The 25,637-nt window shown below is 43.4% G+C and carries 25 protein-coding genes and 1 pseudogene; 14 read left to right on the forward strand and 12 right to left on the reverse strand.

All coding sequences use genetic code 11. The annotated features are described in order from the left end of the window. Nucleotides 1-168: 168 nt before the first annotated feature. Nucleotides 169-678, reverse strand: a complete 510-nt coding sequence (locus F0320_RS04090) for a hypothetical protein (RefSeq protein ID WP_012542754.1) — start codon at nt 676-678, stop codon at nt 169-171. Nucleotides 679-808: 130 nt separating this feature from the next. Here F0320_RS04090 and F0320_RS04095 point away from each other — a divergent pair, with 130 nt between their 5' ends. From F0320_RS04095 to F0320_RS04120, 6 genes are all read left to right on the forward strand, one after another. Continuing rightward, on the forward strand, nt 809-1,378 hold the full coding sequence (locus F0320_RS04095; RefSeq protein ID WP_001610847.1) for a hypothetical protein: 570 nt from the start codon (nt 809-811) through the stop codon (nt 1,376-1,378). 608 nt (nt 1,379-1,986) lie between these two features. Next, complete coding sequence (hxsD, locus tag F0320_RS04100) at nt 1,987-2,259, forward strand: His-Xaa-Ser system protein HxsD (RefSeq protein ID WP_041165406.1); 273 nt, start codon at nt 1,987-1,989, stop codon at nt 2,257-2,259. Further along, nucleotides 2,259-3,647: a His-Xaa-Ser system radical SAM maturase HxsB gene (gene hxsB / locus F0320_RS04105; protein WP_001610844.1), complete on the forward strand. Its 1,389-nt coding sequence runs from the start codon at nt 2,259-2,261 to the stop codon at nt 3,645-3,647. The genes hxsD and hxsB overlap by 1 nt, the downstream gene beginning before the upstream one ends. Further along, nucleotides 3,640-4,752 carry a His-Xaa-Ser system radical SAM maturase HxsC gene (gene hxsC, locus F0320_RS04110; RefSeq protein WP_012542764.1) on the forward strand — a complete coding sequence of 371 codons (1,113 nt, stop codon included), beginning with the start codon at nt 3,640-3,642 and terminating at the stop codon, nt 4,750-4,752. The genes hxsB and hxsC overlap by 8 nt, the downstream gene beginning before the upstream one ends. Then, nucleotides 4,749-5,384 (forward strand): His-Xaa-Ser repeat protein HxsA, encoded by a 636-nt coding sequence (hxsA, locus tag F0320_RS04115; protein ID WP_012542765.1) that lies wholly within the window; start codon nt 4,749-4,751, stop codon nt 5,382-5,384. Before hxsC ends, hxsA begins: the two co-directional genes overlap by 4 nt. A gap of 20 nt (nt 5,385-5,404) precedes the next feature. Further along, nucleotides 5,405-7,009 carry a TIGR04141 family sporadically distributed protein gene (locus F0320_RS04120; RefSeq protein WP_012542766.1) on the forward strand — a complete coding sequence of 535 codons (1,605 nt, stop codon included), beginning with the start codon at nt 5,405-5,407 and terminating at the stop codon, nt 7,007-7,009. 3 nt (nt 7,010-7,012) lie between these two features. On the opposite strand, the gene F0320_RS04125 is transcribed toward F0320_RS04120, so the two are convergent. The 4 genes from F0320_RS04125 to F0320_RS04140 all read right to left on the reverse strand — a co-directional run bounded on the left by F0320_RS04125 (nt 7,013) and on the right by F0320_RS04140 (nt 12,199). Beyond that, the gene (locus F0320_RS04125; protein ID WP_149323981.1) at nt 7,013-7,885 is read right to left on the reverse strand and encodes a plasmid partitioning protein RepB C-terminal domain-containing protein; all 873 of its coding nucleotides are present in this window, start codon (nt 7,883-7,885) and stop codon (nt 7,013-7,015) included. Nucleotides 7,886-7,893: 8 nt separating this feature from the next. Beyond that, nucleotides 7,894-8,766, reverse strand: a complete 873-nt coding sequence (locus F0320_RS04130) for a ParB N-terminal domain-containing protein (protein ID WP_012542769.1) — start codon at nt 8,764-8,766, stop codon at nt 7,894-7,896. Continuing rightward, on the reverse strand, nt 8,767-10,302 hold the full coding sequence (locus tag F0320_RS04135) for a recombinase family protein (protein WP_126502384.1): 1,536 nt from the start codon (nt 10,300-10,302) through the stop codon (nt 8,767-8,769). Between the two features lie 761 nt (nt 10,303-11,063). After that, a protein-coding gene (locus F0320_RS04140; protein WP_221765986.1) for an IS3 family transposase occupies nt 11,064-12,199 on the reverse strand; the annotation gives its coding sequence in 2 pieces (ribosomal slippage) (nt 11,064-11,953 and nt 11,953-12,199; 1,137 coding nt in all). Between the two features lie 222 nt (nt 12,200-12,421). Here F0320_RS04140 and F0320_RS21760 point away from each other — a divergent pair. The 8 genes and pseudogenes from F0320_RS21760 to F0320_RS21765 all read left to right on the forward strand — a co-directional run bounded on the left by F0320_RS21760 (nt 12,422) and on the right by F0320_RS21765 (nt 16,762). After that, nucleotides 12,422-12,790 carry a thermonuclease family protein gene (locus F0320_RS21760; protein ID WP_072015497.1) on the forward strand — a complete coding sequence of 123 codons (369 nt, stop codon included), beginning with the start codon at nt 12,422-12,424 and terminating at the stop codon, nt 12,788-12,790. Next, nucleotides 12,711-12,953, forward strand: a complete 243-nt coding sequence (locus tag F0320_RS04145; protein WP_047650387.1) for a hypothetical protein — start codon at nt 12,711-12,713, stop codon at nt 12,951-12,953. Before F0320_RS21760 ends, F0320_RS04145 begins: the two co-directional genes overlap by 80 nt. A gap of 211 nt (nt 12,954-13,164) precedes the next feature. Further along, a complete protein-coding gene (locus F0320_RS04150) occupies nt 13,165-13,743 on the forward strand; it encodes a DUF4236 domain-containing protein (RefSeq protein WP_233443233.1) in 579 nt (192 codons plus the stop codon). Continuing rightward, nucleotides 13,721-14,026: pseudogene (locus tag F0320_RS04155) on the forward strand (integrase core domain-containing protein); the annotation flags it as partial. The gene F0320_RS04150 and the pseudogene F0320_RS04155, both read left to right, overlap by 23 nt. A gap of 954 nt (nt 14,027-14,980) precedes the next feature. Beyond that, nucleotides 14,981-15,253 (forward strand): hypothetical protein, encoded by a 273-nt coding sequence (locus F0320_RS04160; RefSeq protein WP_047650388.1) that lies wholly within the window; start codon nt 14,981-14,983, stop codon nt 15,251-15,253. A 60-nt stretch (nt 15,254-15,313) separates the two neighbouring features. After that, on the forward strand, nt 15,314-15,943 hold the full coding sequence (locus F0320_RS04165) for a helix-turn-helix domain-containing protein (RefSeq protein ID WP_072015498.1): 630 nt from the start codon (nt 15,314-15,316) through the stop codon (nt 15,941-15,943). A gap of 310 nt (nt 15,944-16,253) precedes the next feature. Continuing rightward, the gene (locus F0320_RS04170) at nt 16,254-16,520 is read left to right on the forward strand and encodes a hypothetical protein (protein WP_126329137.1); all 267 of its coding nucleotides are present in this window, start codon (nt 16,254-16,256) and stop codon (nt 16,518-16,520) included. 47 nt (nt 16,521-16,567) lie between these two features. Further along, entirely contained in the window at nt 16,568-16,762 is a 195-nt protein-coding gene (locus tag F0320_RS21765) for a DUF1187 family protein (protein ID WP_072015499.1), read from the forward strand. 138 nt (nt 16,763-16,900) lie between these two features. On the opposite strand, the gene catA is transcribed toward F0320_RS21765, so the two are convergent. From catA to F0320_RS04205, 7 genes are all read right to left on the reverse strand, one after another. Further along, nucleotides 16,901-17,578 carry a type A chloramphenicol O-acetyltransferase gene (gene catA / locus F0320_RS04175; RefSeq protein ID WP_047650389.1) on the reverse strand — a complete coding sequence of 226 codons (678 nt, stop codon included), beginning with the start codon at nt 17,576-17,578 and terminating at the stop codon, nt 16,901-16,903. A 63-nt stretch (nt 17,579-17,641) separates the two neighbouring features. Beyond that, on the reverse strand, nt 17,642-19,573 hold the full coding sequence (locus F0320_RS04180) for a putative bifunctional diguanylate cyclase/phosphodiesterase (RefSeq protein ID WP_047650390.1): 1,932 nt from the start codon (nt 19,571-19,573) through the stop codon (nt 17,642-17,644). Between the two features lie 17 nt (nt 19,574-19,590). After that, complete coding sequence (locus tag F0320_RS04185) at nt 19,591-20,085, reverse strand: molybdopterin-dependent oxidoreductase (protein ID WP_047650391.1); 495 nt, start codon at nt 20,083-20,085, stop codon at nt 19,591-19,593. A gap of 405 nt (nt 20,086-20,490) precedes the next feature. Beyond that, nucleotides 20,491-21,057, reverse strand: a complete 567-nt coding sequence (locus F0320_RS04190) for a cytochrome b (RefSeq protein ID WP_047650392.1) — start codon at nt 21,055-21,057, stop codon at nt 20,491-20,493. Further along, entirely contained in the window at nt 21,054-22,127 is a 1,074-nt protein-coding gene (locus tag F0320_RS04195) for a catalase family peroxidase (protein ID WP_047650393.1), read from the reverse strand. The genes F0320_RS04190 and F0320_RS04195 overlap by 4 nt, the downstream gene beginning before the upstream one ends. Nucleotides 22,128-22,530: 403 nt before the next feature. After that, a complete protein-coding gene (locus F0320_RS04200) occupies nt 22,531-24,315 on the reverse strand; it encodes a diguanylate cyclase (protein WP_126329136.1) in 1,785 nt (594 codons plus the stop codon). Nucleotides 24,316-24,435: 120 nt separating this feature from the next. Continuing rightward, nucleotides 24,436-25,545 (reverse strand): AI-2E family transporter, encoded by a 1,110-nt coding sequence (locus tag F0320_RS04205; protein WP_047650395.1) that lies wholly within the window; start codon nt 25,543-25,545, stop codon nt 24,436-24,438. Between the last annotated feature and the right edge of the window lie 92 nt (nt 25,546-25,637).

The raw sequence follows: 25,637 nt of genomic DNA on the forward strand, positions 1-25,637 counted from the left end.
AAATTAAGCATATTCCTTATGCTTAATTTATTTATATGATAGAAGCGAATAATGTCAATGTATTGTCTTGATTTTGCTTTTAATTTTTTTCAACCGAAGGGCGGAAAAAACAAGGGGAACTCGAAGAAGCAGCGTAGCGCTTCGATGAGTTAGCCCTTGCTTTTATTTTTATGAAATCTTAGGTGATTTAGGAACTATTGAAGGATCGTTGTTAACAGAAGCATCTTTTTTTATTCTATAATCTTCTTTCATACCAGAGAATAGATCTCTTAACATTAACTTTCTTTCTTCTAATAATGAAAGCATTATATCTTTTTCTGCATTTGAAATTTCATTTAACAATGTAGTGTCATCAATATCATATTCAAGTTTAGGTTTGTTTTGTGTTACTATGTATTGACGCCAATTTGATGGTAAATCAAGTGTAAGTCGAGGGATTTTACTTTCGTTAAATACTTTATTGTTTTTTTCTAAGCATTTATTTTTAGCTTCTGTAAGGGAAATAAAGATATCTGATTTATCTGATCCTTCTGTGTCTATAACTACATAAACAGTAATAAAGTCTTTTGGGCATATACTTAATTCATTTTTGTTTAAAGAATCGAATGCTTTCTTCGGGACGGGATAGAATAAATAAGGAACACATATCGATAGTATTTTATATCTGTGCTGTGCCATAACTCACCTCGATCAACGGAATGAAATCTGATTATAGCCAAGTTAAATAAATAGAACAACCTTTTTAAAATTGACAAAAAAATATATTAGATTATAAAAATATAAAATAATAATAAATAGAGGTAAAAATATGTTCAATGAATTGGATTTTAATAAAATACTAATATCTTCTGAGCGTCGTATATATTTTAATGGATTCGAACATGCCTTTTTTTCTTACGATGATGTAAAACCTATCCCTGAAAGTTTTGATAATATGTACTTAATTACTAAGATGAATTTATTAAGAGCACAAGCAAAATCAAACTTTATATATTATGAATTATATGATAATAATGTAATTCACACTGAACTATTTCAAAATAATAAACTTAATAAAAATGATTTATCTATTGATGTATTCACTGACAAATATATAAAACGATTTTTACATGTAATAGAAATGAGTAATGATTTTGACAACAATGATTGGGAACCATATATTAAATTTTTATCAAACATGGAATTAAAAAAATCATTTTATGCATTACAATACACCATACTTTCAATGCCTGTTACTTCGCATATACCACAATATTTGGTTGAAAAGTACCTGAATAAATTATCTGAAGAACGAGATATGCATAAAAACAACAACATAAAATATTTGGAACAATATATTTTAAATCTCTTGGATCTAAAATATATATGCATTCATTGATAGAATCTCCAATGAAGTATTTCATAGGTATACCGATCCTTAGGGGAATCGATAGATATTCCTGTATGTCGATAAGATGAGCTATACGAAAAAGTACTGCTGCATCATTCGCTTATAGCTTATGCTTGCGTTGATAAGAATTGCGCCCATACTTGTCCTCTCATAAGAAGTAAGATGTTCATACACACCCCCAACAGCTCATCATCTCTCTAAGTTGCTCAACGTATTGAAAGCGAGTGTAGGCTTCCCTGACATCAATGGTGTCAACGCTACTGGCACACGCTTCTTCGATTAAGTCAGTACAGAATTCTTGCGCATTGTGATTACTGTAGGGATACATCTCATACTATGAGCCACCAACAACTCTTTGAAACCCCCGCGTTTTAACATCATGTTAGCTTCTTAGCTGTTTGCCGGTTCAAGCGGCATATGATAATTAGAAAACATTATTGGTTATCATAGGATAAGCAACATCATTTATCAGAGTCGCCATTCAGATGCAAACATCCTGTAACATATTAATTAAATGGTGTATCCTCATTTCTATAGGAAAAATCCGCTTTAAAGCGGTTGCTGATTGTGATTATTAGCTTTGTGAGGCAATGGCAATGTGCGAAAGGATGTTAAAAAAAGATGTTTATACTGAATGGGTTATACGCAATAGCCTGTACTGGATGACTTCGCTTACTCAGTGGAAGCTTTGTGAAGATATATCCTCTTGGACAATCTCTTTTGAAAACGATAGTCCCGAATGCCTCTATGAATTCGAGAGGCTGCTGAATGATTACACTTTGCGAGAAAAACTACAGCATAAAACAGGGGCGTTGAGAGATTCTATTGTCCATAAAGTGCTTCGCAGTGTCGATGAAAGGCTTTCGTGATGGAATTGATGCCATTCAATTTTGACAGATTGCCTAATGGACAGGTGTTTATAAGCAACCTCGCTGGTTTTCATCACTTCATTGATGAGCAAGAGCTGCTTGATCTTTCTGATGAGCAAATCAGTGCGGAACAATCAAACGCACTTGAAAGCAAGCTGTTCATAACCAACGAAAGCTCATCAGCTATTGCTCCCTATGCTTTAAGTTCTGCTTTTGCAAAACGATTGATGAATGAACTGGCGATCAGGCCAATTTTCATGATTGTGCCCACATTACGTTGCGACCATACCTGCAAGTATTGTCAGGTCAGTAGAGCTTCCGTGAACGCCTCTGGTTATGATCTAGATCCCGCTCTCATCCCTGATATCATTTCTACTATCAAAAAACTATCAACTCCACCTTACAAGATAGAGATACAGGGTGGAGAGCCACTCTTGCGGTTCGATTTAATTCAGTCTATCTATGAGCAATGTGCTGAAACGCTGGGAAGCACCGATTTTGAGATGGTGGTAGCATCAAGCCTGTCTGTCTTGAATGAGGATATGCTTGAATGGTCGAGAGACAGGAACATAACGTTCTCTGTTTCGCTTGATGGTGAGGAAGTTGTTCACAACAGTAATCGAATTCTTGGTCATGGGCTTGCTTACAGTAGAACAGTGTCAGGGGTAGAGGCTATCAAACGGTCTTTAGGCGCTGGTCGCGTTGCAACGGTTACTACAGTTACTAAAGATCTCATTAGGCACCCTGAATCAATTGTCCAGGCTCACTTGTCTCTTGGCCTCAAGGATATGTTTATCCGACCTGTTAGTCCCTATGGGTTTGCACAAAAAGCATCGTTCACATTTTCTATGGAGGAATACTTCAGTTTCTATGCCTCGTTGATAGATGAAATCCTTAAGATGAATAATGAAGGGATAAGGGTTGTGGAACATTCGGCCTCCATTCATCTGAAAAGGATCTTCAATCCCGGCTTTAGTGGTTATGCGGATTTAAAGTCGCCAAGCGGGGTCGTGCTTAACAGTATTCTTTTCAATTATGACGGTCGAGTATATGGTAGCGATGAGAGCCGTATGTTGCAGAAGGTGAACCCTGAAACGGAGTTCAGTGCGGGTGAGGTTAAAACGCTATCATTTTCTAAGAGTCCTTACTATAACGCAGTGTTGAGTTCATCGTTCAATTTTGCTCTGCCAGGTTGTGATACATGTGCATATCAACCATTTTGCGGTGCAGATCCATGCCAGAACATAAGTGTACAGGGTGAGCCTGTTGGTGATAGGAGTCGTTCAACGTTTTGTCAGTATCACAAGGGGATGTTCAGGTATCTGATGAACTGCATCTCAGAAGGTGGTCCGAAGGCTGAGATGCTAAAAGGATGGGCATATGTCTGAGGTTATTAGGAACGATATCTTTCATTTTGCTTCAAAAAAGAATGTGCCCACGGGGTTCTATCGGTTATGCAAACAAAAACCAATGAACCCTTTATTCTTTTTGCCCAATTTACTGGTAGTTGCTGAAGGCAATAATGATGCCATTCAACCATACTTTGATTTCTCTGTTATTAGCACTGAATTATATGAGTCAATTGAAGATGGAGATATTGGGATAATCAACAATGGCAATATGATACGCGTAATTCTGTCCCGCAGAGCCAATCATAATACTGTCTTAGTAACGGAACGCTGCAATAACTTATGTCTGTTTTGTTCGCAGCCACCAAAGAAATCAAATGATGACTGGCTACTTACCCAATCAGCTCTTGCTATAGCTTCATTTGGTTTGGATGGAGTTGTTGGGGTCAGCGGTGGAGAACCTTTGCTGTATGGAGATGATTTCCTTCACTTCATTGATTTTATCATCGAGAATTCACCAGATACTGCTTTGCATGTTTTAACAAACGGACGCAAATTTGCTGATATCAACTTTACTCAGGAAATGGCAAAGCGAAGCAAAAAGATCAAAATCACCTTTGGTATCCCGCTCTACTCATCAAGACCACTTGTGCATGATCATCTGGTAGGGAGTGATGGCGCATTTAATGAAACGGTTAAGGGGGTAATCAATGCAGGAAACTCAGGGATTAATATCGAACTTAGAGTTATTCCGACACTGGCTAACTATACAGAATTGGATGATATTGTAGACTTCGTTGGCCGAGTGTTCTCCAACATTAATCAGATTTCCCTTATGGGGCTGGAATCTATCGGTTGGGCACGAAAGAACTGGTCAACAATCTTCATTGAGCACAGCAGTTATAGTGAGAAAATAACCTCCGCCATAGACGCTGCACACAGGTCAGGCATACCTCTAACAATTTTTAATTATCCTTTGTGTCATCTTCCTGAAAGAGCTTGGGAGCTTGCTGCTCAGTCGATCTCTGATTGGAAAAATTACTATCCGAAAGAATGTGATGAATGCACTCAGAAGTCTTCCTGTGCTGGTTATTTCAGTTCCTCAACAGGCCGTTTTCATCAACCACCGAGACCAATTTTATGAAAAAATTTAATTTTGCTGCTCTACTTCCGGGATTTTTAGCACTCAATAATTCTGTATGGGCAAGTGATTCATCTACCGGAGCAAGTGATTTGCCTGGTATGACTCTTAATGAACATGATTTAGTGATCGCACCACTTAACACCGAAGTTCCATTCTACATTGCAGGGCATCGCAGTCATAGCTCCCATCGGAGCCATAGTTCTCACCGTTCATCATCAGGTGGCGGGTACTATGGTGGCAGCACTCCTTATTATCCAAAAACATACAGCTCACCAAGTTCATCTGGGTCTTCAAGTTCAGGAACAAGTTCCTCATCGTCCTCTTCCTCTGTGCGTTCGCTTCGTTCTAACGACAATATTAACTCTACTACTACGAATTCAGTTGGAACTACAGAAGCTAACCGTGCAAGTAATGAGCTTACTTCTGGTACAGAGAAGCGTAAGCGCTTAATCATGCGGGTTCAATTCGCTTTGCTGGACAACGGTTATTACAACGGGAATATTGACGGCATAATGGGGCCCTCCACAAGGCAGTCTATAAAAAATTACCGAATTGCGAAGGGACTACCAACGCCTGCAACTGAAACACTGGATACTCAATTATTGAACTCGTTAAATATTCTGGCCCGCTAAAGATTTCAGGATGGAATGAAATGAAGATTAAACTCTCAATATATAAAGCAAAAAGATTCAATGATGATATTGAAAAAGTTTTGAATTTGGAGAGAGTGAGAAATCCGATTGAGTTCAACATAGATGAGGCTAGGGTGTATTTGTATGCAAAACAATTCTTAGATCCCAAGCCTCCTGAGTGGACAACTTTATTTACAAGCCAAAAGCCAGAATTGGATCATAATTTCTTCGGGAAAAATAGTAGCACTGGTGCAGTCTTGGTTGTTGAAATGAATAACTCAAGATATCTAATTCCTTTCGGGACAGGGCATCACTTAATTAATGATAATAGTATTGTCAAAGGTTTTGGTCTTAAAACTACACTTAATTGTATTGAACATAACAAAATTCGTAGTTTGGATAAAGGCAGCCATAATGAAACAAATCTATTAACTCGTAGTCAAAGTAGTAAAGAGGTTGATATTTTTAACCTTAAAATTGATTCCGAGATGGATATACTTACCACTCTGACAGGGACTTCCACTGAAGATGTTTTAGGTAATAAAATAACGGGTAAAGATGCATTTGTAATTATGCCTGATATTGACCTGAAATCCATCCCGGAGTTGTTAAATAAAATAGACTCCATTTATTCGCAGCCTCTCCCTGAAGAGTTTGAATGGGTTAATAATATAAAAGAGGCAGATGAAGCAGAAGTTGAGATACTTGATTCAATTCTGGTCGATTTAATAAAAGCAAAAGATTTTAATGACATATGGCTGGGTGAACCTGAAATTGTAGATTGGGAGAATCAGATAGGCTATTGTTTTGAGAAGCGGCAAAGAAGCATGATTTATGAAAGTTTGTCGGTTAGTCATATTTGTGAGTATTTTGAAAGTAAAAAGATTGAAATTACTTTAAATGATCTCAAAGGAAGCAGTTTGCATGTTTTAGATGCAGATTATCAGTCTTTAAAAAAATGGTCTCTTTATAGATGTCTGTATGCTGAGATAAAGGAAGGTGATCAAAACTATATCCTGAGAGATTCAATTTGGTACGTGGCTGATAGAAAGTTTGTTTCCACCATTGATAATGAAATTAAACGAATTAAGCTGTATGAGGAAGCCGACAAATTCCCGATTTATTCTTATAAAAGAGAAGAGCAATACAATAAAGAAACTTGTCTTGCTGATCAAAGCTTTACTCATATGGATCAAAAGTTCATATATCATGGTGGTGGGCGAAGTAAAATTGAATTTTGCGATATTATTAGAGGTGCAACTGATTTTATTCATGTGAAATATTATAGCGGTGCGCAAAGCATGAGCCATCTATTTTCACAAGGATTTATAAGCTCTGAACTTTTCATAAGCGATTCTGAATTTCGATTAAAGCTTAATGAAAAATTGCCAGCGCATATAAAATTAGCTGACCATACATTAAGGCCAGAGGCTCAGAAATACAAAATAGTTTTCGCGATTGCCACAAGTAAAAACCTCCCAGATGACTTGCCTTTGTTTTCTAAGATAAATTTGAAGAATTTTAATAAAACTATTTCTAATTTCGGATACGAAGTTAGGATCTGCAAGATAGATGTAGACCCCACAATTTATAAAAAGAAAATTTGTAAACCCCAAAAAAAATAAGATTCAATTTAATTTATCAATGTCAGAGATTTTAGTCAGTTCATTAAGGTATTCATTTTTGTTCCTAAGGAGCCAGTGAAATATTTTAGGGTTCTCAAGAAGTTTTTTAATGTGAGAAATGAGAATTGTCAGTTTCAAGCTATTTGAGCCATAACTCTCTTGTATTGATTGCGTGTCAAAATGAACCTGAGCCATTTCTTTCTCAAGTCGTTCAATAGCTTTTCTATTACCAGTTTTTGTATCTATATTATTTTTAGTTTTGTCAATTAACAACTCAGGGGAGGAACTATGATATAGAGACTCAGCAAAAAGTTTTGAGTAATTATCAAACCTTATCATTAAATTAGCACATTCTATTTGTCTGAAAGGAACCATTCTTTTTAAAACTCTAAAAGTATTTATGGGAATATCTTTATCATTAAATAAATCAACTACTTGAGGGCATATCCCTTTCAATACGGACATGTTGGTTTTTAGAGAATCTATACTTATATTTAATGATGTACATAACATTTCTTCAGGCACTCCCACTCTTACAGCTTCTTTCAGCATTCTCTGTATTTGTATAATTGTTATACGGTTAACTTTTTTGTTCGGTGTATAAGTGTCATATGTAGTTGAAATTAGGCAGTTTGCTTTATCTTCCCCAATATCTTTTAGTGCTTCGACTCTAAGGTGTCCATCGATTATTTTAGCAGTTTTATCACTTTGATCGATGTAAATTAATATCGGTTCAACAAGTCCCAACGCTGATATGGTGCTTTTGATCTGGGAATATTTTTTACTATTTTTGAAGTTAGTAGGCAGCTTTTTAGTATGAACAAGATCAGATAATTTGAAAGTGATTGTTTTTTCACTAAAGCAATATTTAATCATTTTGCACCTCAATTGGTCGTGTTTTTAACTATAATATTTACTACTTCATTTAGGCTTTCTTCATCTAATATCCGTAAAAACTCTTCATCATTGACAAGTTCTTTAAAGATTTGATTTGCTATCAACAAATTCATCTCAACGTATTCTGCTTTGTTTTTAATCTTTCTGTGCTGAGAAATGTTATCTTGATAGATTTTTTTTAATTCATCTGTAGTCATTTTTTTCTTTTTCTTTGTTATCCCAAAGTTATTATTTAGGTATCCTTTCAAGCCTTCATCTCGTGAGTCAAGTATCTCACGTATTTTTCCTACATCTTTGTGTTTTATTAGACCTTTATCAAATGCTTTAATTAACAATTCCTGACCACCTTCAAAATCGACTCTTGCAATCTCAACAGCAAGCGAGATAGGTATGCTTCCTGATTCTACAGCGGATAATAATTTATTTTCACCTTTACTGATAAGCATTGTCAGACTTGTTATCCAGTGTAATGATAATCCAGTCGAGTTAGATATTTCCTTATTGGTTAATCCTTGCTCTGTCATTTCCTTTATACGTTGGAACTGTTCACCAGCACGAGGAACTACTCTTGCCATATTTTCAACCAGACTCATTATGTAGGCTTTGTTTTCATCTATATCAAGTACGATTGCTGGTGTTAATTCTTCTCCTAGAGCTGTCAATGATTCGAGCCTTCCTTGACCACAAATTAAAGCGAATTGATACTTTTTGTCCACGATTCGACGTACGGTTATTGGCTTTCTCAGTCCACTTGCGTCGATACTTTCAGTAATTTCCGAATGTCGAAGTTTATTTCGTGAACGTGGGATGACTACTTTTATGTCGGATATCTTAATCATGTGGATTTGATCATCTTTCATTTAAGCTACTTCCTTTTTATTGGTCGAAAGCATTTTAAAAAATATGTTGATATCGTCGAATCGATACATCTCAAAGAGAAGGCTGTTATTTTCTTTTAGGTTTAATTCATTTTCAAATGAATCAATAGAAGGGAGGATATAGTAATCAAGGGGGACGCTATTAAGGCTATTCATCCTTACAATTATGTTGATGTCAGAATTAATGCTTCTGTCTAATCTCACAATCCATCTGCATTTATCTGTAGAGGTTTTTCTACAGCGTGCAAGTATTATGGTAAAGGTTAAGCTTTTATTGATCGTAATGAGTTTATTTTCAGATATTGTTACTTCACTATTTGTAATTTCCTTGCATATTGTCTTAATAGTGTCGGCATGTCTAACCCTTAAGGCTGAGTTTATTTCTATAAATCGATAATCTCTTTCTGGTGTGTAATTGATGAGTTTATAGGCATTCAAAAGCCCACCAAAACGACTTGCTACGACACTACTCGACGGACCATTATCATCTTCATCGATAATAAAACCTGAAATTTTACCATGTTTAATGAGAACTTTTTTCAAAAAATTAAGTATTTCTTCATTGGTCATTTTTTTTGAACGATTGTCAATGATTTCTTTAGCTAATCTAAATTTCTCTGGTGAAATTATAGGCTTGAAAAATGAATCATATTCGATCCATTCTTCTTGTGGATTCTGAATTCTTTGGGCGTTCAATTTCTGTGAAGTACGATTATAAGTGTATCTCCCTGTGTAGCGAATATTAATTAGAATTGAATGTATTCTGCTCCTGTTCCATTCTGTTTTATCACTATATGTATACCCCTCTCTGTTTAGTTTTGTTGCGATAAGATATTCATTTAATCCATCAAAAATAAACATATTAAATATCTTTTTTACCAGCTTTATTTCTTTTTTTGTACCAGGGGTAAGAACTACTCGGTCAGTTTGCAGGCTCTTTCTTTCACCAGGACAAAGTATCATTTTTGGTCTATTGTTATTATCAATTAACTTTCTTCTTAATCCATATCCTGGTATTCCTCCCTGATAGTATCCCCTTTTAACAAGGTTTACGTGTCCCGCAAAAACTTTTACTGAAAGATTCCTACTGAAAGCACCAGCAGCATATCTAAGAGCAGGAAGTGTAAGCATTTGGATTTCAGGCGATTCATCTGGTAAGTTCTCAGCACAATAAATAATCCTAACCCCATGATATTTTAGTAGATAACTATAATGCCCTGCCTCATCATTATCTTGCCATCGACCAAACCGACTGACATCATAAACAAGAACAGCTTCTATTTTTACTCTTCCTGTAACGACATCTTCTATTAGTCTGTTGAAGTTTTTTCTACCTGAAGCGGAGACTCCGCTTTTACCTTCATCATCATAAGTTTCTACAATCACCATATTGTGATCTTCTGCATATTTTTTTAGATAAAGAGCCTGATTGTCGATTGAGAATTGTTGATGGTCTGTGGACATCCTCAGATACTGAGCGACTCTAATTTTATGATTTTTCTGACTTTCATCACCCATTACACTTTCTCCGACCAGTCAAAAGCGAACAAACCCCCCAACAAAATTGATCATTTTTTAAGCGATTTCAACCTCTTTATCCCTTTTGAAGCTATAAGGTTCTTACCTTCATTAAATCATCAAGGTAATGGCAAAAAGCTTTTGCAGGGGATTTTGAGTGCTCGCTTTTGAGTTGCCAGAAAACTATTGAAGTATCTTGCCTCGGCAATCAGAGGACATACGTACATAGAGTGATATCGCAAGAAGAATCTATAGGACTTGAAGAGCGCTGGCGTATTTCATCTTCTTTGAAGTGTAGAGGTATAGCTATAGCTTGAAGTGCTTCAATTCTAAACGGACCAGATGCTTCTACTAAATGGCATACCATTAGCTACAAGCTCGCCCAAAACCAGATTCGGGATGATAGGGGCATTGGTGCATATGTTATGCGTGTTTTTGAGCTTCGGTGATAGTGGGGGCATTATTGGGGGCATGTGATTATTCGAAATGTGAAATATTCATCTTTATCAGTAGTTTGTGAGTTTGGTTCCATTCCTATTATCGGCACCATTTAAATCAAGTATTTACAAATACACCTCTTAAGCAAAACTCTCTGATTTTCGTCTCGCGTACTTGTTTAGCATCCTATAGCTTCTCATTTCCTTTCGGTCTCTTGAACGCTACCTACTGCTTCTCCCTATGATGACCGTTCCAACCCGTCTCGATCTGAGTTGCCCGTGGGGGAATTGGACTGACCCCACGCCCGTAGACAAATTCTGTCCTCACGATGAGGCCTGTTCGAAGGCCTCCGGACTGAGGCCGCCGAGGTGACTGTGGCGCCGGGCCCGGTTGTAGAACACTTCAATGTAATCGAAGATATCGGCCCGGGCCAGATCCCGGGTTTTATAGATGCGTTTTCTGATCCGCTCTTTTTTCAGCGAACTGAAGAACGATTCGGCCACCGCATTATCCCAGCAGTTGCCACGCCTGCTCATGCTCGGGGCCAGGTTATTAGCCCGGCAGAAGCGCTGCCAGTCGTCACTGCCGTACTGGCTGCCCTGGTCTGAGTGCACGATGACCTCGCCGTCCGGTTTTCGCCGCCAGACGGCCATCATCAGCGCGTCGAGTGCCAGTTCGCGTGAGAGAGTGGGCTTCATCGACCAGCCGACCACATTACGGGCGAAGAGATCGATAACCACCGCCAGATACAGCCAGCCCTGCCAGGTGCGGATATAAGTAATATCTGTGACCCAGACCTGATTGGCCCGGACAACAGTAAACTGCCGCTGCACGCGATTAGGGGCAACCACTGAAGGCCGGCCGGCGATACGACGCGGCGCTTTATAGCCGCGTACGGCTTTGATCCGGTTTTGTTGCATAATACGACCCACCCGGTTTTTGCCGCAGGTTTCCCCGATTTCGTTCAGGTCGCCATGAACCCGCCGGTAACCGTATACGCCTCCGCTCAGTGAATATGAGTCGCGGATAAGCATCAGCAGACGCTGGTTATCTTTATCACGCACCGAGACCGGGTTGTGCAGCCACGCATAGAACCCGGCCCGGGCGACATTCAGTACCCGACACATCGTCATCACACCCCATACAGTGCGGTGTTCATTGATAAAGCGGTACTTCAGTCGGGCTCCCTTGCAAAGTACCGCGCGGCCTTTTTCAGGATATCCCGTTCTTCTTCGGTGCGTTTTAGCTGCGCCCGGAGTTTCAGGATCTCGCTTTTGGCTTCCAGTAAATCCCGGGCATGCTGTTCGCTGTTATCAGGTTTGATAGCCCGTAGCCACTTGTAGAGGCTGTGTGCAGAAACGCCCAGACGGTCGGATACTTCGGCAACGGAATAACCGCGTTCTGTTATCTGACGGACGGCTTCTTCCTTAAATTCAGGTGTAAATCGTGGTGTGCCCATACGCTCCTCCTATGCTCAAACTATAGGGCAGGATCGTCTACCGGGGCGGGGTCAGTCCAAACTATAGGGCAGGATCGTCTACCGGGGCGGGGTCAGTCCAAGCAGCGTAATAGTTGAGGTAAGTAGAGCCCTAAAGGCTCTGCTGTTGCCATAGCATTTTCACCTATGCAGTGATTTGCTTCAGTATCTATTGCATACGACAAACCAGATCGCTATGGGCGCATGCTGGGCCTTGTCATAAACAGCGACGATAAACAGATTAACTGCGAAATAATCCGCGCTGGTGCAGCCTGGGTTTATCTGAAGTACAACATTGATTCCGAGCTTCCTTCAATCGAGCAGGAAGCTCGGCAGAACAGCGTGGACTATGGCAACAGGCGAACATCGTCGCGACGTGGGAATTACGACACCATAAAAAATGGCGCGAAGCAGAGCGTCATCGATGATGAAAAGCGCAAAAAGATTTTTTACTTTGCGAGTTACATAATGAAATTCAGAGGACAAAAGGCGAATGACCTACATCAAAAAAACTACGTCCAACGGGCGCAATATGCAGCGTGTTTGTTATGTCACCGGCCACGGTCTGACTAACCAACGTTTTGAAAGTTTCCGCGCATTTTGGGAGTCCGAAAAACTCGAAGGTGATCATATCGGTGTGCGTACAAAACTTTTTCAAGATGCCGAACAGGCCAATTACCAGGGGTACAGCATTCGCATGGTTTATAAGGCTGACGACGAGGCAGGGCTAAAGTGATCAAACGAATGGCCACAATCGTGGCCGTTTTAAAATAGTTCCTGTCTTTGGTGTGTATCACAGGTACATTTGGTGTGTCTGTTAGGCAAATATAGTAATCAGCCAAACGACGAACACGCAGCTATACGGCGTTAGGCAGGCGGCGCGCTCGCGCACCTTCAGAAAGCAAATGAGAGCATAAAAAATGGGACTACGTTTCCGGCAGCCATTCATGCTGTTCCCTGGCGTGCGCTTGAATATTGGAAAACATGGATTTAGCGCGTCATTCGGCGCGCCGGGAGCAACCGTAAACGTCGGCAAACGCGGAAAACGGGCGACCGTCGGCATTCCAGGGAGTGGTATTTCTTTCACTCAAGATCTGTATAAGTTCGGCAACCAGCAACAGCATCATCGCCAAAACTTGCGCTATATTGACCCGCAGGCGACGAATTATTACGTGCCTGACGAAGGCGACCACATGATCCGAAGTGCCGCCGTCGAGCGTCTGACTAGTGAAGGCCTGAAGCCGCTGCGTGATCTAATCATAACGGCCAACGCGCAACAGAAGGAGATCCGCGCTGACCTGTTAGAGGCCCGTCAGGAGAAAATACGACAAACTGACTTGCTGCAACGTAAAAAAACTAGCCTGTTTCGTCGATTCTACAAAAAGAGTATTGCCGCGCTGGAAGAAAGCCTTCCGGTAGTTCGAGCCGAGGTGGAACGCCTGGAAGAGTGGGAAGAGAACACAAAGATTAGAATCGAGTTCGACGCGGGCGAGCACTGCGCGTATGTTTACCTGCCGCGCACTTGATCAATGGGCCTTTTAGCATGGTGTGGAACTACCGCTTATCCAGCCAGGTAAGCCAACGCCGAACGGATTTATTTAGAGTTTTAACGGACGCTTTCGCGATGAGTGTCTGAATGAACACTGGTTCAGCGATATTCTTCATGCCCGGAAAACGATTAATGACTGGCGGCTGGATTATAACGAGTGCCGTCCCCATTAATCGCTGGACTACCAGACGCCAGCTGAATTGGCAACGGACTGGCGAAACAAGAAATATGAAGAAAAACCAACCGACATTACTAACTGAAGGTTGTATCTAATCCTGGGGGCAGGTCACCCTGATAAGGTGTGAACTTTCTGGCAGTCTCATTCTTAATTTTTACTTCAAAGGTAACAAAGAAGGGGATCATGTCCGTAGATATTCTTCTGCCTCGTTACCATGGTCAGATCCTGTTACCGATAGCCGGTCCGCGCTGCGTATGACCGACACGTCGGGTGGCCCAAACAGCACGGTGAACGTCGACGGCACCATACTGAGGATCAATCATGTGCGGATGTTTAGGTGGGGGCTGTGGGGAAGCAGAAGGACGCAGTCAGGCTGGGAAGGGGAACGGTTTCTGGAACACCAGCAGGCGTATTTTACGCATGCCGGAAACGGTATCTCAGCCCGGCAAAATGGGCGCAGAACGTTATTCGTTTTGGCCGTATGTCAGAATTTTTTCACCGGAAAGCTTTCCGGATGAAGTTATGACTCAGCGAGGGGGGCATTCCCTGTTAATTTTTACAGCAGAACTGGGAACGTCAAAATCATCTCAATCACGAAGCCAGGCATTTTTTTATCTCACTGAATGCGAGTGGTTTGCTTTGTACCCGAGAATTTACATAAGTTAGGATTCATTGTGACCTCGTGAATTGTGGTAATGAACCAACTTTTTATTTTAAACGAATTAAAATATAAAAAATAAATCCATGCCCATAATAATGATTGGTCAGCGTCTGCTATTGCTATGCTTTCATTAAGTAAAGCCAAAAGATAAAATTCTTTTATGCTGTTATTATGTGACTAATGCAAAAAAGTGACAATTCTGTATGTCTATAAATTAGGGATTAATAAAAATATTTGTATTTCAATTGCTTATATATTTAAGGGGTGCTTACCATAGATCCCAATTTGGACTCGATAATAATTTGAGTTTCTGCGCCTTAAGGCTATGCTTAAGAGCATTATCTGATATCGTATAAAAGGTTCAACGGGAGATTTATGCAAACCGTGATTAACTTAAAAACGGAAAAACAGACGCTTATTGTCCTCCACTCCTTTGAGGAGTTTAAAAAATGGTATTTGCGTTTTTTTGATCTGAGTATCTTTGCCGAAGGTGAAGTGAGTGCCCTTCTGAATGAGGGGAAACCTGAGCATTATCCCTGTATACCCCTGATCCTTGATAAAAATATGAATCTTATATTTTTTGATGCAACGTCTGTAAACTGCTGGTGCGAACAGTTGAAGTCCATCACCTTAAAACATAAGCATTAAGTTGATAAATGCAAAACCTGTGCTATATATTATACTTACTGGCTTGTTTTGGTTGCAACTATGAAAAAAAAATCAACCCGCACTGATACCCATTATCTTAAAGTGATAATGGAAAAAATTGAACCATTTTTGAATTATGAGAATTATGGTGCAAATACTCGGTTTACTATTAATGAAAAACATAATGAAAAATGTTATTTCATTAAAAGCGGTGCGGTTTCGTTGTATCGGTATCCTGACGGAGTATTACTGGAAATTTTTGATGCGCCAACACTAAGAGGTTACATACCACTCATTAAAGACAGTGAAACAGAATATGTCATCAAACTATTATTAACATCCGAGGTTGCGATCGTTTCCAAAGAAGCATTGTTTAATTTATTATCGACTCAAAATTTATGGGAAGAGTTCGCACGTTATCAAATGGCGCTTATTTCATCTGTATCAGAAGTCATTTACAGACTATCGACGCCTAATAGTTATGATTCAATCCGCCATCAGTTGATTGAATTGATGGCAAAGCCGAGTGAAATTAGGGAGCTCATTACGGCTGAGAACTATATCCGCTGTAAAACCCGCATGTCCCGAAGCAGTATAATGCGTATATTATCAGATCTTAAAACAGGTGGTTATATTACGATTGAAAGAGGGATTCTACGTGGAGTGCATAATCTCCCGCTAAAATATTAAGAAAATCGTCACGGAATCAGAGATAATAATTATTTCAGGCGTGGCAGGAAAAACGTACAACAGGATGTTTATTTTGCGTAGAGTTTATATTATCTCTGATAATCAATATTTTGCACTGGGTATTGCTGGTCTTTTTTATAAGGTAGATGCAAACATCATTCACCCGCAAGATATATTTGATAAAAACAATTTCTTGAAGAATGGATTCGTATGAACAGATCTTCACTCTTTACGGAAAAGAACAACACAGGTCTCACTCAATTACAATTATAATGTTCATTCCACATTAACTTCTGCGGCTCAGAGAAGTATGGAATTAATTTCAAAGGGTGTTGAAACTTATGTCACCTGGATTAAGGCCAGCAGTAAAGATGCTAAAGTAGTCCAAAGACATTACCGTGCTGTCAAAAAGTCTGCAGGCATTGAGAGCGTAAGCGTTCATAATTTATTTCTTACAGAATATATCGCTGTAAGTCATATGTTGATGGTCTGGCTTTCAGGTTGGACTGAGCTAAATATATTTCGGAACCTGAAACAACAAAAGATTGTTAATGCTGGATTGGTTGACTCAGTATAAGTTTCAGTAATTAATATTATCTATATAGAAGCATTGAGAAAGGAAAAATGTATCTAATCACAGGATTAATACACAAGGCAGGGGGGGCGCCTGTCTCATGGAAACATTACTCGTGCCATAAGCTTACACTGGAGCAGTGTGTAAAAATGCTATCGAGGCCAAAGGCGGCGGGTAAAAGCTATGGATATCCGGTTACGATTACTGATTACCACTGCAAAAAAATGGTGGAAAATGATCGGTAAAATACCCCTGAAAGAAACAGAGGGCTGACAGGAGAGGAGCTTTGTCTACTAGCTTGACGAGCGGAAGGATGAGTTACAGAAAAGCATCACCCTGATACTCTATAACTTAAGATAAAGAGCATGCTCATTTTTTGCGCATTAGCCATTACATTCCTTCGATAGCGCCGGCAAACCATCACACATCACCTGCAACTCATTAAACATCCTTGCCACATGGAAACCATCGCACACCGAATGATGGACCTGCACCGCGAGAGGCAACAGCACTTTTCCATCCTGTTCGTAGTATTTACCAAACGTGAACATTGGGGAAAAGAAGTTCTTCATATGCGCAATATTCATCGTAAAGTTCGTAAACGTTACCCACGGAATAGACGAGACGAAAAAGACGTTTTCGCGGGTCTCTTCCTTAGGCCAGTATGAAAGGTTATTGCCATAGCGCGCCGTATCTTCTGCATACGTGTTCTGGAAGTGATGAATATTGCCGTCGAAGTGGCTCCACAATGACGAAAAGGTCTCCGTTTCTGGGTGGAAGATGGTGTAGCTGGGATGAACTTCATTCCATATGACAAGCTCATCGTCCTTCATGACCATACGGAACTCAGGATGCCGGTTCATGATTTTAGACAGGAGAAAAATGATCGTAGGGTAAAACTTCCAGCCCACCTCTTTGATATGTTTTCGCAGCGCGGTGATGTCGATCAGAACCGTTTGGTTAATTGTACACTCAGCAAATGACTGGAAGACTTCAAAATGCTCTTTCCTTGCCCAACGAGATAAATCAACAGGCGTATAGTCCGGGGCTGTTTTTTTCATATTATAACCTTTGATTATCAATCACCTGAAGGGTTTTGGGCCAGAAACAACCGCGCAACCATTTCAACCGTACCTAATCTTCCTGTCAATCTCAGCCTGTGGTTTTCCGAACAGGTATCCCTGAACGAGATCGCAGCCAAGCGCCTGAAGACGTTCAAGCTGCGCTTCGGTTTCAACGCCTTCTGCAATGACTCTCATATTGAGGCTCTTCGCCATGCCGGTAATCAATTTAACGATATTAAGGGCATCATCCTGCGTGGATATTGGGTTCACAAAGGATTTATCGATTTTAATTTTATCAAAATTCAGTTCACTCAGTCTTGATAGCGACGAATAGCCCGTTCCGAAATCATCGATAGAAATTTTTACACCGAGCGTTCTGAGCTTTTTGAGAATAGTGATCGGCGTATTGCTGTCACTGAAGAGCGAAGACTCCGTAACCTCTAATTCAAGACGGTTTGCCGGAAGTCCTGTCTCCTTCAGGATGGACTGTACCATCGCCGTAAAGGATTTCGTGCCCAGCTGAACGGGTGAGACGTTCACAGAGATCCTGGCCGGAACCGCCCATGAGACCGCTTCCCGGCAGGCAAGCTCAAGCACATTTTTGCCAATCTGATTGATCATCCCCGTTTTTTCAGCGACAGAGATAAAGTAATCAGGTGACAGTATCCCCTTCACCGGATGTATCCAGCGAATCAGCGCTTCGTAGCCGTAAATTTCATTGCTGAATGAATCGACAATAGGCTGATAATAAACAACGAACTCATGGTTATCGATCGCCAGTGCCATATCATGTTCAAGGGTTCTACTTTCCTGCAGCTTTTGCAGCATCCACTGACGGAAGACTTTTATCTGCTGTGAACCCTCTTTTTTGGCTTCGTAGAGCGCCAGATCGGCAAATTTATAAAGATAATCAGAGCGCCGTTCATTATCCGATAACACGATACCCACACAGGTGGCGATTTTTATCAGCTGGTTATTAATCGTATAGGGCTGGCTGATATGCTCGCTTATCTCTTTGGCGCGCGAAACGGCTGCTGTTTCGGTGAGGCCGCTGGAAAGCAGAGCGAATTCGTCTCCGCCCAAACGGTAAAATGTATCAGTGGCGCTGCTCATTGAGGTGAGGCGTCTGGATACCTGGTTCAACAGCAAATCTCCGGCATCATGGCCATAGGTATCGTTGACCTCTTTGAATCGGTCTAAATCAAATAGCATTACCGTGACAGGGGTGTGGTTTTTATCGGCCTGAAGAGTAATTTTGTTGAGATCGTCCCAGAAGAAAAGGCGGTTTTTCATGCCGGTGAGGGAGTCATGATAAACATCATACTCCAGCTTCGAGTTCTGAATTTGCAGTTTTTCTTTTGATATTTGAAGTTCGTCGGCAAGGCTTTTAACCTGCATGTGTGCTTTGAGAATGTTTTTATTCTGGTAGATCATTAAGAAACCCAGAATAAAGCTTAAAATCACAAGGAGTAATGAAAGTACGGAATAAATATAGTACAGGATCTGTATTTTATGGTTGGATTCATTAACCGTGTTAATATCTTTCGTCAATGCCGTTGCAGAAAGCTGACTTAGCGGCGCATCGAGATCATGCATATTTGTCAGATATGCCTGTAACTCCGGATGGCTCATTTTTTCAAGATGGCTATCCAGATAGGTCAGTATTTTCTCTAAGCGTATAGCGAGTTCCTGATGCGCTTTATCGCTGTCAATATAGCGGCCTAAATCTCCCCCCTTCATTAAATCGCTCTGGCTTAGCATAATTTCGAGACGCATGCGGACCTGGTCTATCGTAACGTCATCAGTATCGGTTGCGTATAGACCAAGCCATGATTCAAAACGGTAATACTCTGATACCAGTTGTGCCACGGACCAGGACTCAGTGTATTGAGTCAGTTTTTGCAATTCCTGCTGTCGATCGTAAACAAGAAATGCAATATATCCTGTCGTGATAAAAAGAGAAAAAATGATACCAACCAGTATCCTGTTCATTATGTTCTCCTGAACGGCTACTCAATCTTCATTTTGCTAACCTGCCATGCTGATCGCGAGTAATAAATCTGATTATTCAACTCAGGAAGACTGTCATAGGGGTAAACAATGAAAGATGGCCCTTTGTCTCGGATGCGCATATATTCGCCATTGACCTTTAAAGCAAGTATGGCGTTGTATTTTTTGAAATCACTGAGAGGGATCACGGTAGAGTAATCATTGAGCGCAATAACATTAACGTTAGTCCCCTTCGCACCCACATAATCCATGAGTTTGTTCATGGGGACACCCTCAAACTTTGTACGTCCATTATACCAGGGGGATGTCGTCTCGAAACTCACCACACCCAGTTTTTCAAGGCTGGCGAGATCAAACACTGCTTTTCCATTTTCATTGGTATTTTCTATATTACCGTAAATCGTTAAAATGGGTTTACCAACTGGTTTTGGCAGTTCGCCAGCCCAGGTTACACTTTGTACCAGACAGCATAACAGCAGTAGGGTTAATCGCATTTTGGCCTCCACCTTTTTAACAGAAGTATAAGAATTATAATTTAGATATCACACGAGTTGATATATTTTGTTGGGGAGTAAGGGTTTTTATCGTTTTTATTGATGTAAACACAGTTTAATCAATGGGTTATGCGTTGTGGGTGACAGGGTTTTTGATACTCGAGCGACGCTTAACTTTTTGATAAAAGCTAAAATTGCGGGCATGAATGCTCTTCTGTTTAAAAAATAATCGCTTTAATTGATTGATATTAACTTCGACGACAATTTTGGGGGGCCCGTGGCTTTTTGGGGGCGCGAATCTGGAGACTAAATACGCGCCCCGGGGTGTACGCTGTTTCAGGATCACGATGATAAGCGAGGACACTAACATTCCGATTGAGCGTGTCCCATAGCGCTTGCCTTACTTCATGTCCTCCTGGATCCCCCTTTCGCCATGCTGGCAAACACTGCGTCCCGGTAGATCCACGCATGGACGAGTGCGGCAGAGAGATGGACCAGCACCACAGCAAAAAGCAACTTTGCCAGAAGGCTATGGGCATCGTGACACCAGGCATACAGCACTGGACTGGTGGGGACAATCGCCGGCAGGTTGACGCCATCAAACATTACGATTGGCAGGCCCGCTGCCGACAGTTGCGCCCACCCCAGCAGCGGCATTGCCAGCATTAACCCATACAGTATCCAGTGTGATGCCTTTGCTGCAAGCACCTGCCAGATGGGCAAATCGGCAGGAAGTGGCGGCGTCCGGCTAAGAAGCCGGTTGACCAGACGCACCAGTGCCAGCAGTAAAATGGCGATACCCAGCGGCCGGTGCAGGTCGATTAACCAAATCCGGTGATGTAACGACGTCATCATCGCGGTACCGATGAAAAGCATGGCCAGGATCATCACCGCCATCAGCCAGTGCAGGCTTCGCGCCAGGGTATTGAAATGCTGCGGCGCGTGCTCTCGCATGTCTTTATTCGAGCTCATTTTACCTCCTGCTTTTGCACGGCTTCGGTGGCCTTGCCGTAGCCGATTTCCCGCTCACGGCGGCTGAAAGAGTGGGAGTAGGCCGCGGAGCGGGCGTTTAAGATGGGATCATCAGACACCGCAACGCCTGCAGGAACAATCGAAGGGTCAAAGTTAACGTCGCGGCACGCGCCTGTGGATTGTGTTTCGACGCGCGTCACTTCCAGCGTGCCGGCTACCACCTTTTTGCGATCGTCCGGCCATGGCTGGGAAGGGTCATCCACCGGATCGCCCGGCTGTGCGAGCTGCAATACCATATCCCAGTAGATTGGTTTCTGTGCCAGTCTCTGGCTGATACCTTCGAAAAGGAAGTCATGATCGACTTTCTGCCGTACCGTCTCATCCAAAGGCATAAACAGATCGTGCGGGCGCATCATCCAGCGTACCGGCTGTTTATGGCCTTGAGCATCGACAAGGTAGAAAGCATTAATGCTGTTAAACGTCGCACCGGAAAAGCTACCGGGAGCCGGGGTTTGTGCCGCCCACGCGAGGTATTTCTTTGCCTCGGGATACGCTTTTAAAAATGCCGCAAGGCGCTGCGGATCCGGCTTGCCGGTAGACCCATCTACCGCGAGCGCTTTTGGCATGGCGAGAAATCCTTCAGGATCCCGTGTTGCGAAGAATGGCACGTTGTTCATTGCCATACGCCATTGTTGTTTGTCATCCGTTTTAAGCAACAGCGCCATGCTCAGCGTTTTCGTCGAGGTATCCGCGGCATGTGGGTTACCGGTGCCAATAGAGAATCGTCCTACAACGGGGGTTTTTGATTGGGAAAAGAGGCGTGCGGTTGATAAAGACGTTGCTGCACCGTCTGGCGTGAACGTACCCGCAAAACAGATGCCTTTCCCGTGCGCACGACGAAAGCCGGCTGGAAACGGTTTCGGTGTTTCTGACACTAACGACTGACTGACGGTACGAGATCCGAACCAACCCGCAGTCCACGCCAATACGGATGCTAATACCCCAGCGATGACAGCAATCGACGCCAGCGCTCCCCAGGTTTTTTGGGATTTGAAATCCAGCTTATACATAGACGTTTTTCCATAGCAGAAATGTAATACCCGTTAGGCCCAATAATGAAAGCGAAACATTCATAATTCAGAGATAATAGAGAAGACGATTAGGTGTAAATAATCGTAGTGGCACTTATGTTGAGAACGGAAATATTCGTGTTAAGTATTTTTTCGAGCCGGTCACGATTATTTTCGAGTATATAAGCCAGGCAGGCAAAAAAAAGAATATCACGAAAAGTTTATACTTTGCGCCTGTGGGGGGAAGGTTTAAGCTCAGCGCTTAGCTGGCTGTTCGTGCCGTGGAAGCATGGAAGCGACTCGGGGTAAATATCTGTTCCCCCTTCAGAGGTATTGCCGGCATATCTGGCCAGTGAGTGCCTTCGCCGGCAGTAATCAGAGCCATAATCGATCTGTTGACCGGCTAAACCGCCTCCAGCATCCCAAAACTCACAATCCGCGCGCGTCCCAGCTCTTTTGCCCGGTATAGCGCCACATCCGCGGCGCGCAGCAGGTTGTCGGTCTGGGCATGTTGAGGGTAGCTGGCAATGCCAATCGACACATCAACCGGCCCAATCTCGGTCAGTCCGTAGCGAAGCGACAGCTCATGTACGCCGGTGTAAATCTTCTGCGCACAGGCATACGCGCCTGCTTCATCGGCACCAGAAAGCAGCACCAAAAACTCCTCGCCCCCGTAGCGGAACGCCAGTCCGTTGTCATGTGCGACCCGCTGAACGATTGACGCCACGCTTTTAATTACCTGATCGCCCGCTTCATGGCCGAATCGGTCATTGATGCTCTTGAAGTGATCGATGTCTATCATCATGCAGCTTAACGGTTCGCCGGTGCGTAACGCCTGTGCCGTTTGGGTTTGCAGGGTATCTTCCAGATGATGACGGTTACGCAGTCCGGTGAGCGGGTCGAACAAGGCTTTTTCCAGCAACGCGTCGCGCAGACGCTGGTTGGCCAGCGCCAGCCCAAGCGCTTCGGCCATCAGTTCCAGATAGGCGCGGGAAGGGGCGTTGTCCGCCGTAATATTCTGGAAGGAGAGCAGGCCAATGGCCTCGCCCTGGGCGATAAGCGGCACGCACAGGGAACTTTCCGCCTGGGAGGACGGCAGATGGTAGCAGGCGACATCCGGCTCACCGTTTACCGGCGGGTGGCTCTGCCCGCGGCGCACGGCCCAGCACTCGTCCGGATGGAAGCTTATCTCTTCACCAACCGGTGAAAGCCATTGCGCGACGCAGCGCATCTGCCACGGCTCCCGGTCAAGGACGTAGAGTCGGCCCGCGATCCCCGGCGCGATATTGGGGGCAAACAGCTCCGCCACGTTAATCACATCGTTAAAGTTTTCACACCCCTGCAGCCGCTGGGTCATGCGCGCCAGCAGCTCGCGGATGGCCCAGTCGGCATCGCGCTCTTTCTCCAGACGCTGTCGCGCCAGGCCGTTTTCGCGGAAGATGCGGATGGCCTGGGCCATATCGCCAATCTCATCAATCTGCTGGAAATTGGGCGTTTCAACCGCGTAATCCTGGGATGCCAGACGGTGCACCACGTCGCTCAGGCGCACCACGGGGCGCAGCACGCGGCGCTTCAATATAAAGCCGAGAACAAACAGGAACAGCAGGGCGGTCAGGCCGACCATCAGCTCAGAGGCCGTACGCAGCGCTTTCGATTTTTTTGTCGCGTCCTGAACGGAGGCGATGACGCGTTTGTCGAGTATCTGGCGGAAGTGATCGAGCTGGCTCTGCGCGCGCTCCAGCTCCAGCTCATAGGGCGCGCCGTAGAGCAGCGCAACGGCCTTAGCATCTTCTCCCTGCGCCGCGCTCGTTAGTGCCGTCTGCTGCTCGTCCTGCAGTTCATCGACAATCTTTATTCCTTCATGCAGCAGGGCCAGTTCTTCATCCGATGCGCCATTATCCTGCAACTTTTCCAGCCGAAGCTCGATGCTCTTCAGGCTGTTTTCTGCCTGGTTATATTCCCTGAGAACCTGTGGATCTTTTTTAATGACGTACAGCCGTGCTAAATCAGACTGCGCCCAGATATCGATTTCAATATCTTCCGTGAGCTGATCGAACATCTGCCGTTGTTCAACGGCCTGACGCTCGAGGGTATCAGCACTGGACGCCATCAGCATGATGATGCCGGAGGCGATGGTCAGGCAGACCGTGGCACCATAGGCCCAGTTGGTTATCGTCGCGATTCGCACCAGATGATCCTTTTACGACATGAGTAGGATGGCGTTCTTTCAAATTATAGAAAACGTCTGATTTAAGGCGAAAAAAAAGGCGGCACAGCGCCGCCTGGTGTGGTGTATATCGTCACATCCTCACAATTCTGGAGGATTTTTTCCTTCTTCGATGAAGTCGGGGTCCAGCTCTTCGGCATTACCTTCGTGATCGCGCCCAGAGAAGAGGTTCCAGCAGGCGATAAACAGCGCGGCAATGAGCGGCCCGATCACAAAGCCGTTAATGCCGTACAGCTCCATGCCGCCGAGGGTGGAGATCAGAATCAGGTAGTCCGGCATTTTTGTGTCTTTCCCCACCAGCAGCGGGCGCAGAATATTGTCCACCAGCCCGACGATAATTACGAAGAAGCCGACAATAAACAGCCCTTGCCAAAGCTGATGGGTGGCGAACAGGAATATTGCGGCGGGCACCCAGATAATCGCCGAGCCGATGGCGGGCACCAGCGAGAGGAAGGCCATCAATGCGCCCCAGAGCACGCTGCCATCAATGCCTGCAATGGCAAACGCAATCCCGCCGAGCGTGCCCTGCACCACCGCGACCACCGCCGTGCCTTTTACCGTCGCCCGAGAAACGCCGACGAATTTGGCGAACAGGTGCTGTTTAGCGAAATCAGACAGCGGCAGGGAATCAAGGATCTGGCGCACCAGATAGGGGCCGTCTTTCAGCAGGAAGAACAGCAGATACAGCATGATGCCGAAGCTAATCGCAAAGCCAAACGTCCCCTTGCCAATCAGGAACGCGCTGCCGGCAAGATATTGCCCGCCCTGCAGGGCGACATCAGAGAGTTTTTTCTGGATCTGCGCCGCGTTGGTCAGGTTATGATCCGCCAGGAAGCCGCTGGCCCAGTCAGGCAGATGGTTAAAGATGCTCGCCACCACTTCCGGGAACTGGGTGTTGTTCTCCTGGAGCTTCGTATACACCACGTTCAGCTCAATGGCGAGCGAGGAGAGGATCACCATCAACGGAATAAAGACGATCAGGCAGATAATGCCAATGGTCAACAGCGAGGCAAGCCCGTTGCGATCCCCCAGCGCTGCGCGCAGCCTGTTTTTTACCGGGTTGAAGATGACGGTCAGAATGGCAGCCCAGAGTATCGCGGAGAAGTAGGGCGACAGCACGTCGAAGAAGGCCCAGGTCACGAGGGCAAGAATAAAGATAAAGAAACCTTTGGTCAGTCCGTTAAAGCGCATCAGTCAATCCTGGTTACTAAGAAACTGTGTCGACTATAGAACTGATTGTGAGAATTACCAACTTTGCGTCAGGGGGCGGGCAGTGTAGCGGT

Source organism: Enterobacter dykesii (assembly GCF_008364625.2).
GTDB classification, from domain to species: Bacteria; Pseudomonadota; Gammaproteobacteria; order Enterobacterales; family Enterobacteriaceae; genus Enterobacter; species Enterobacter dykesii.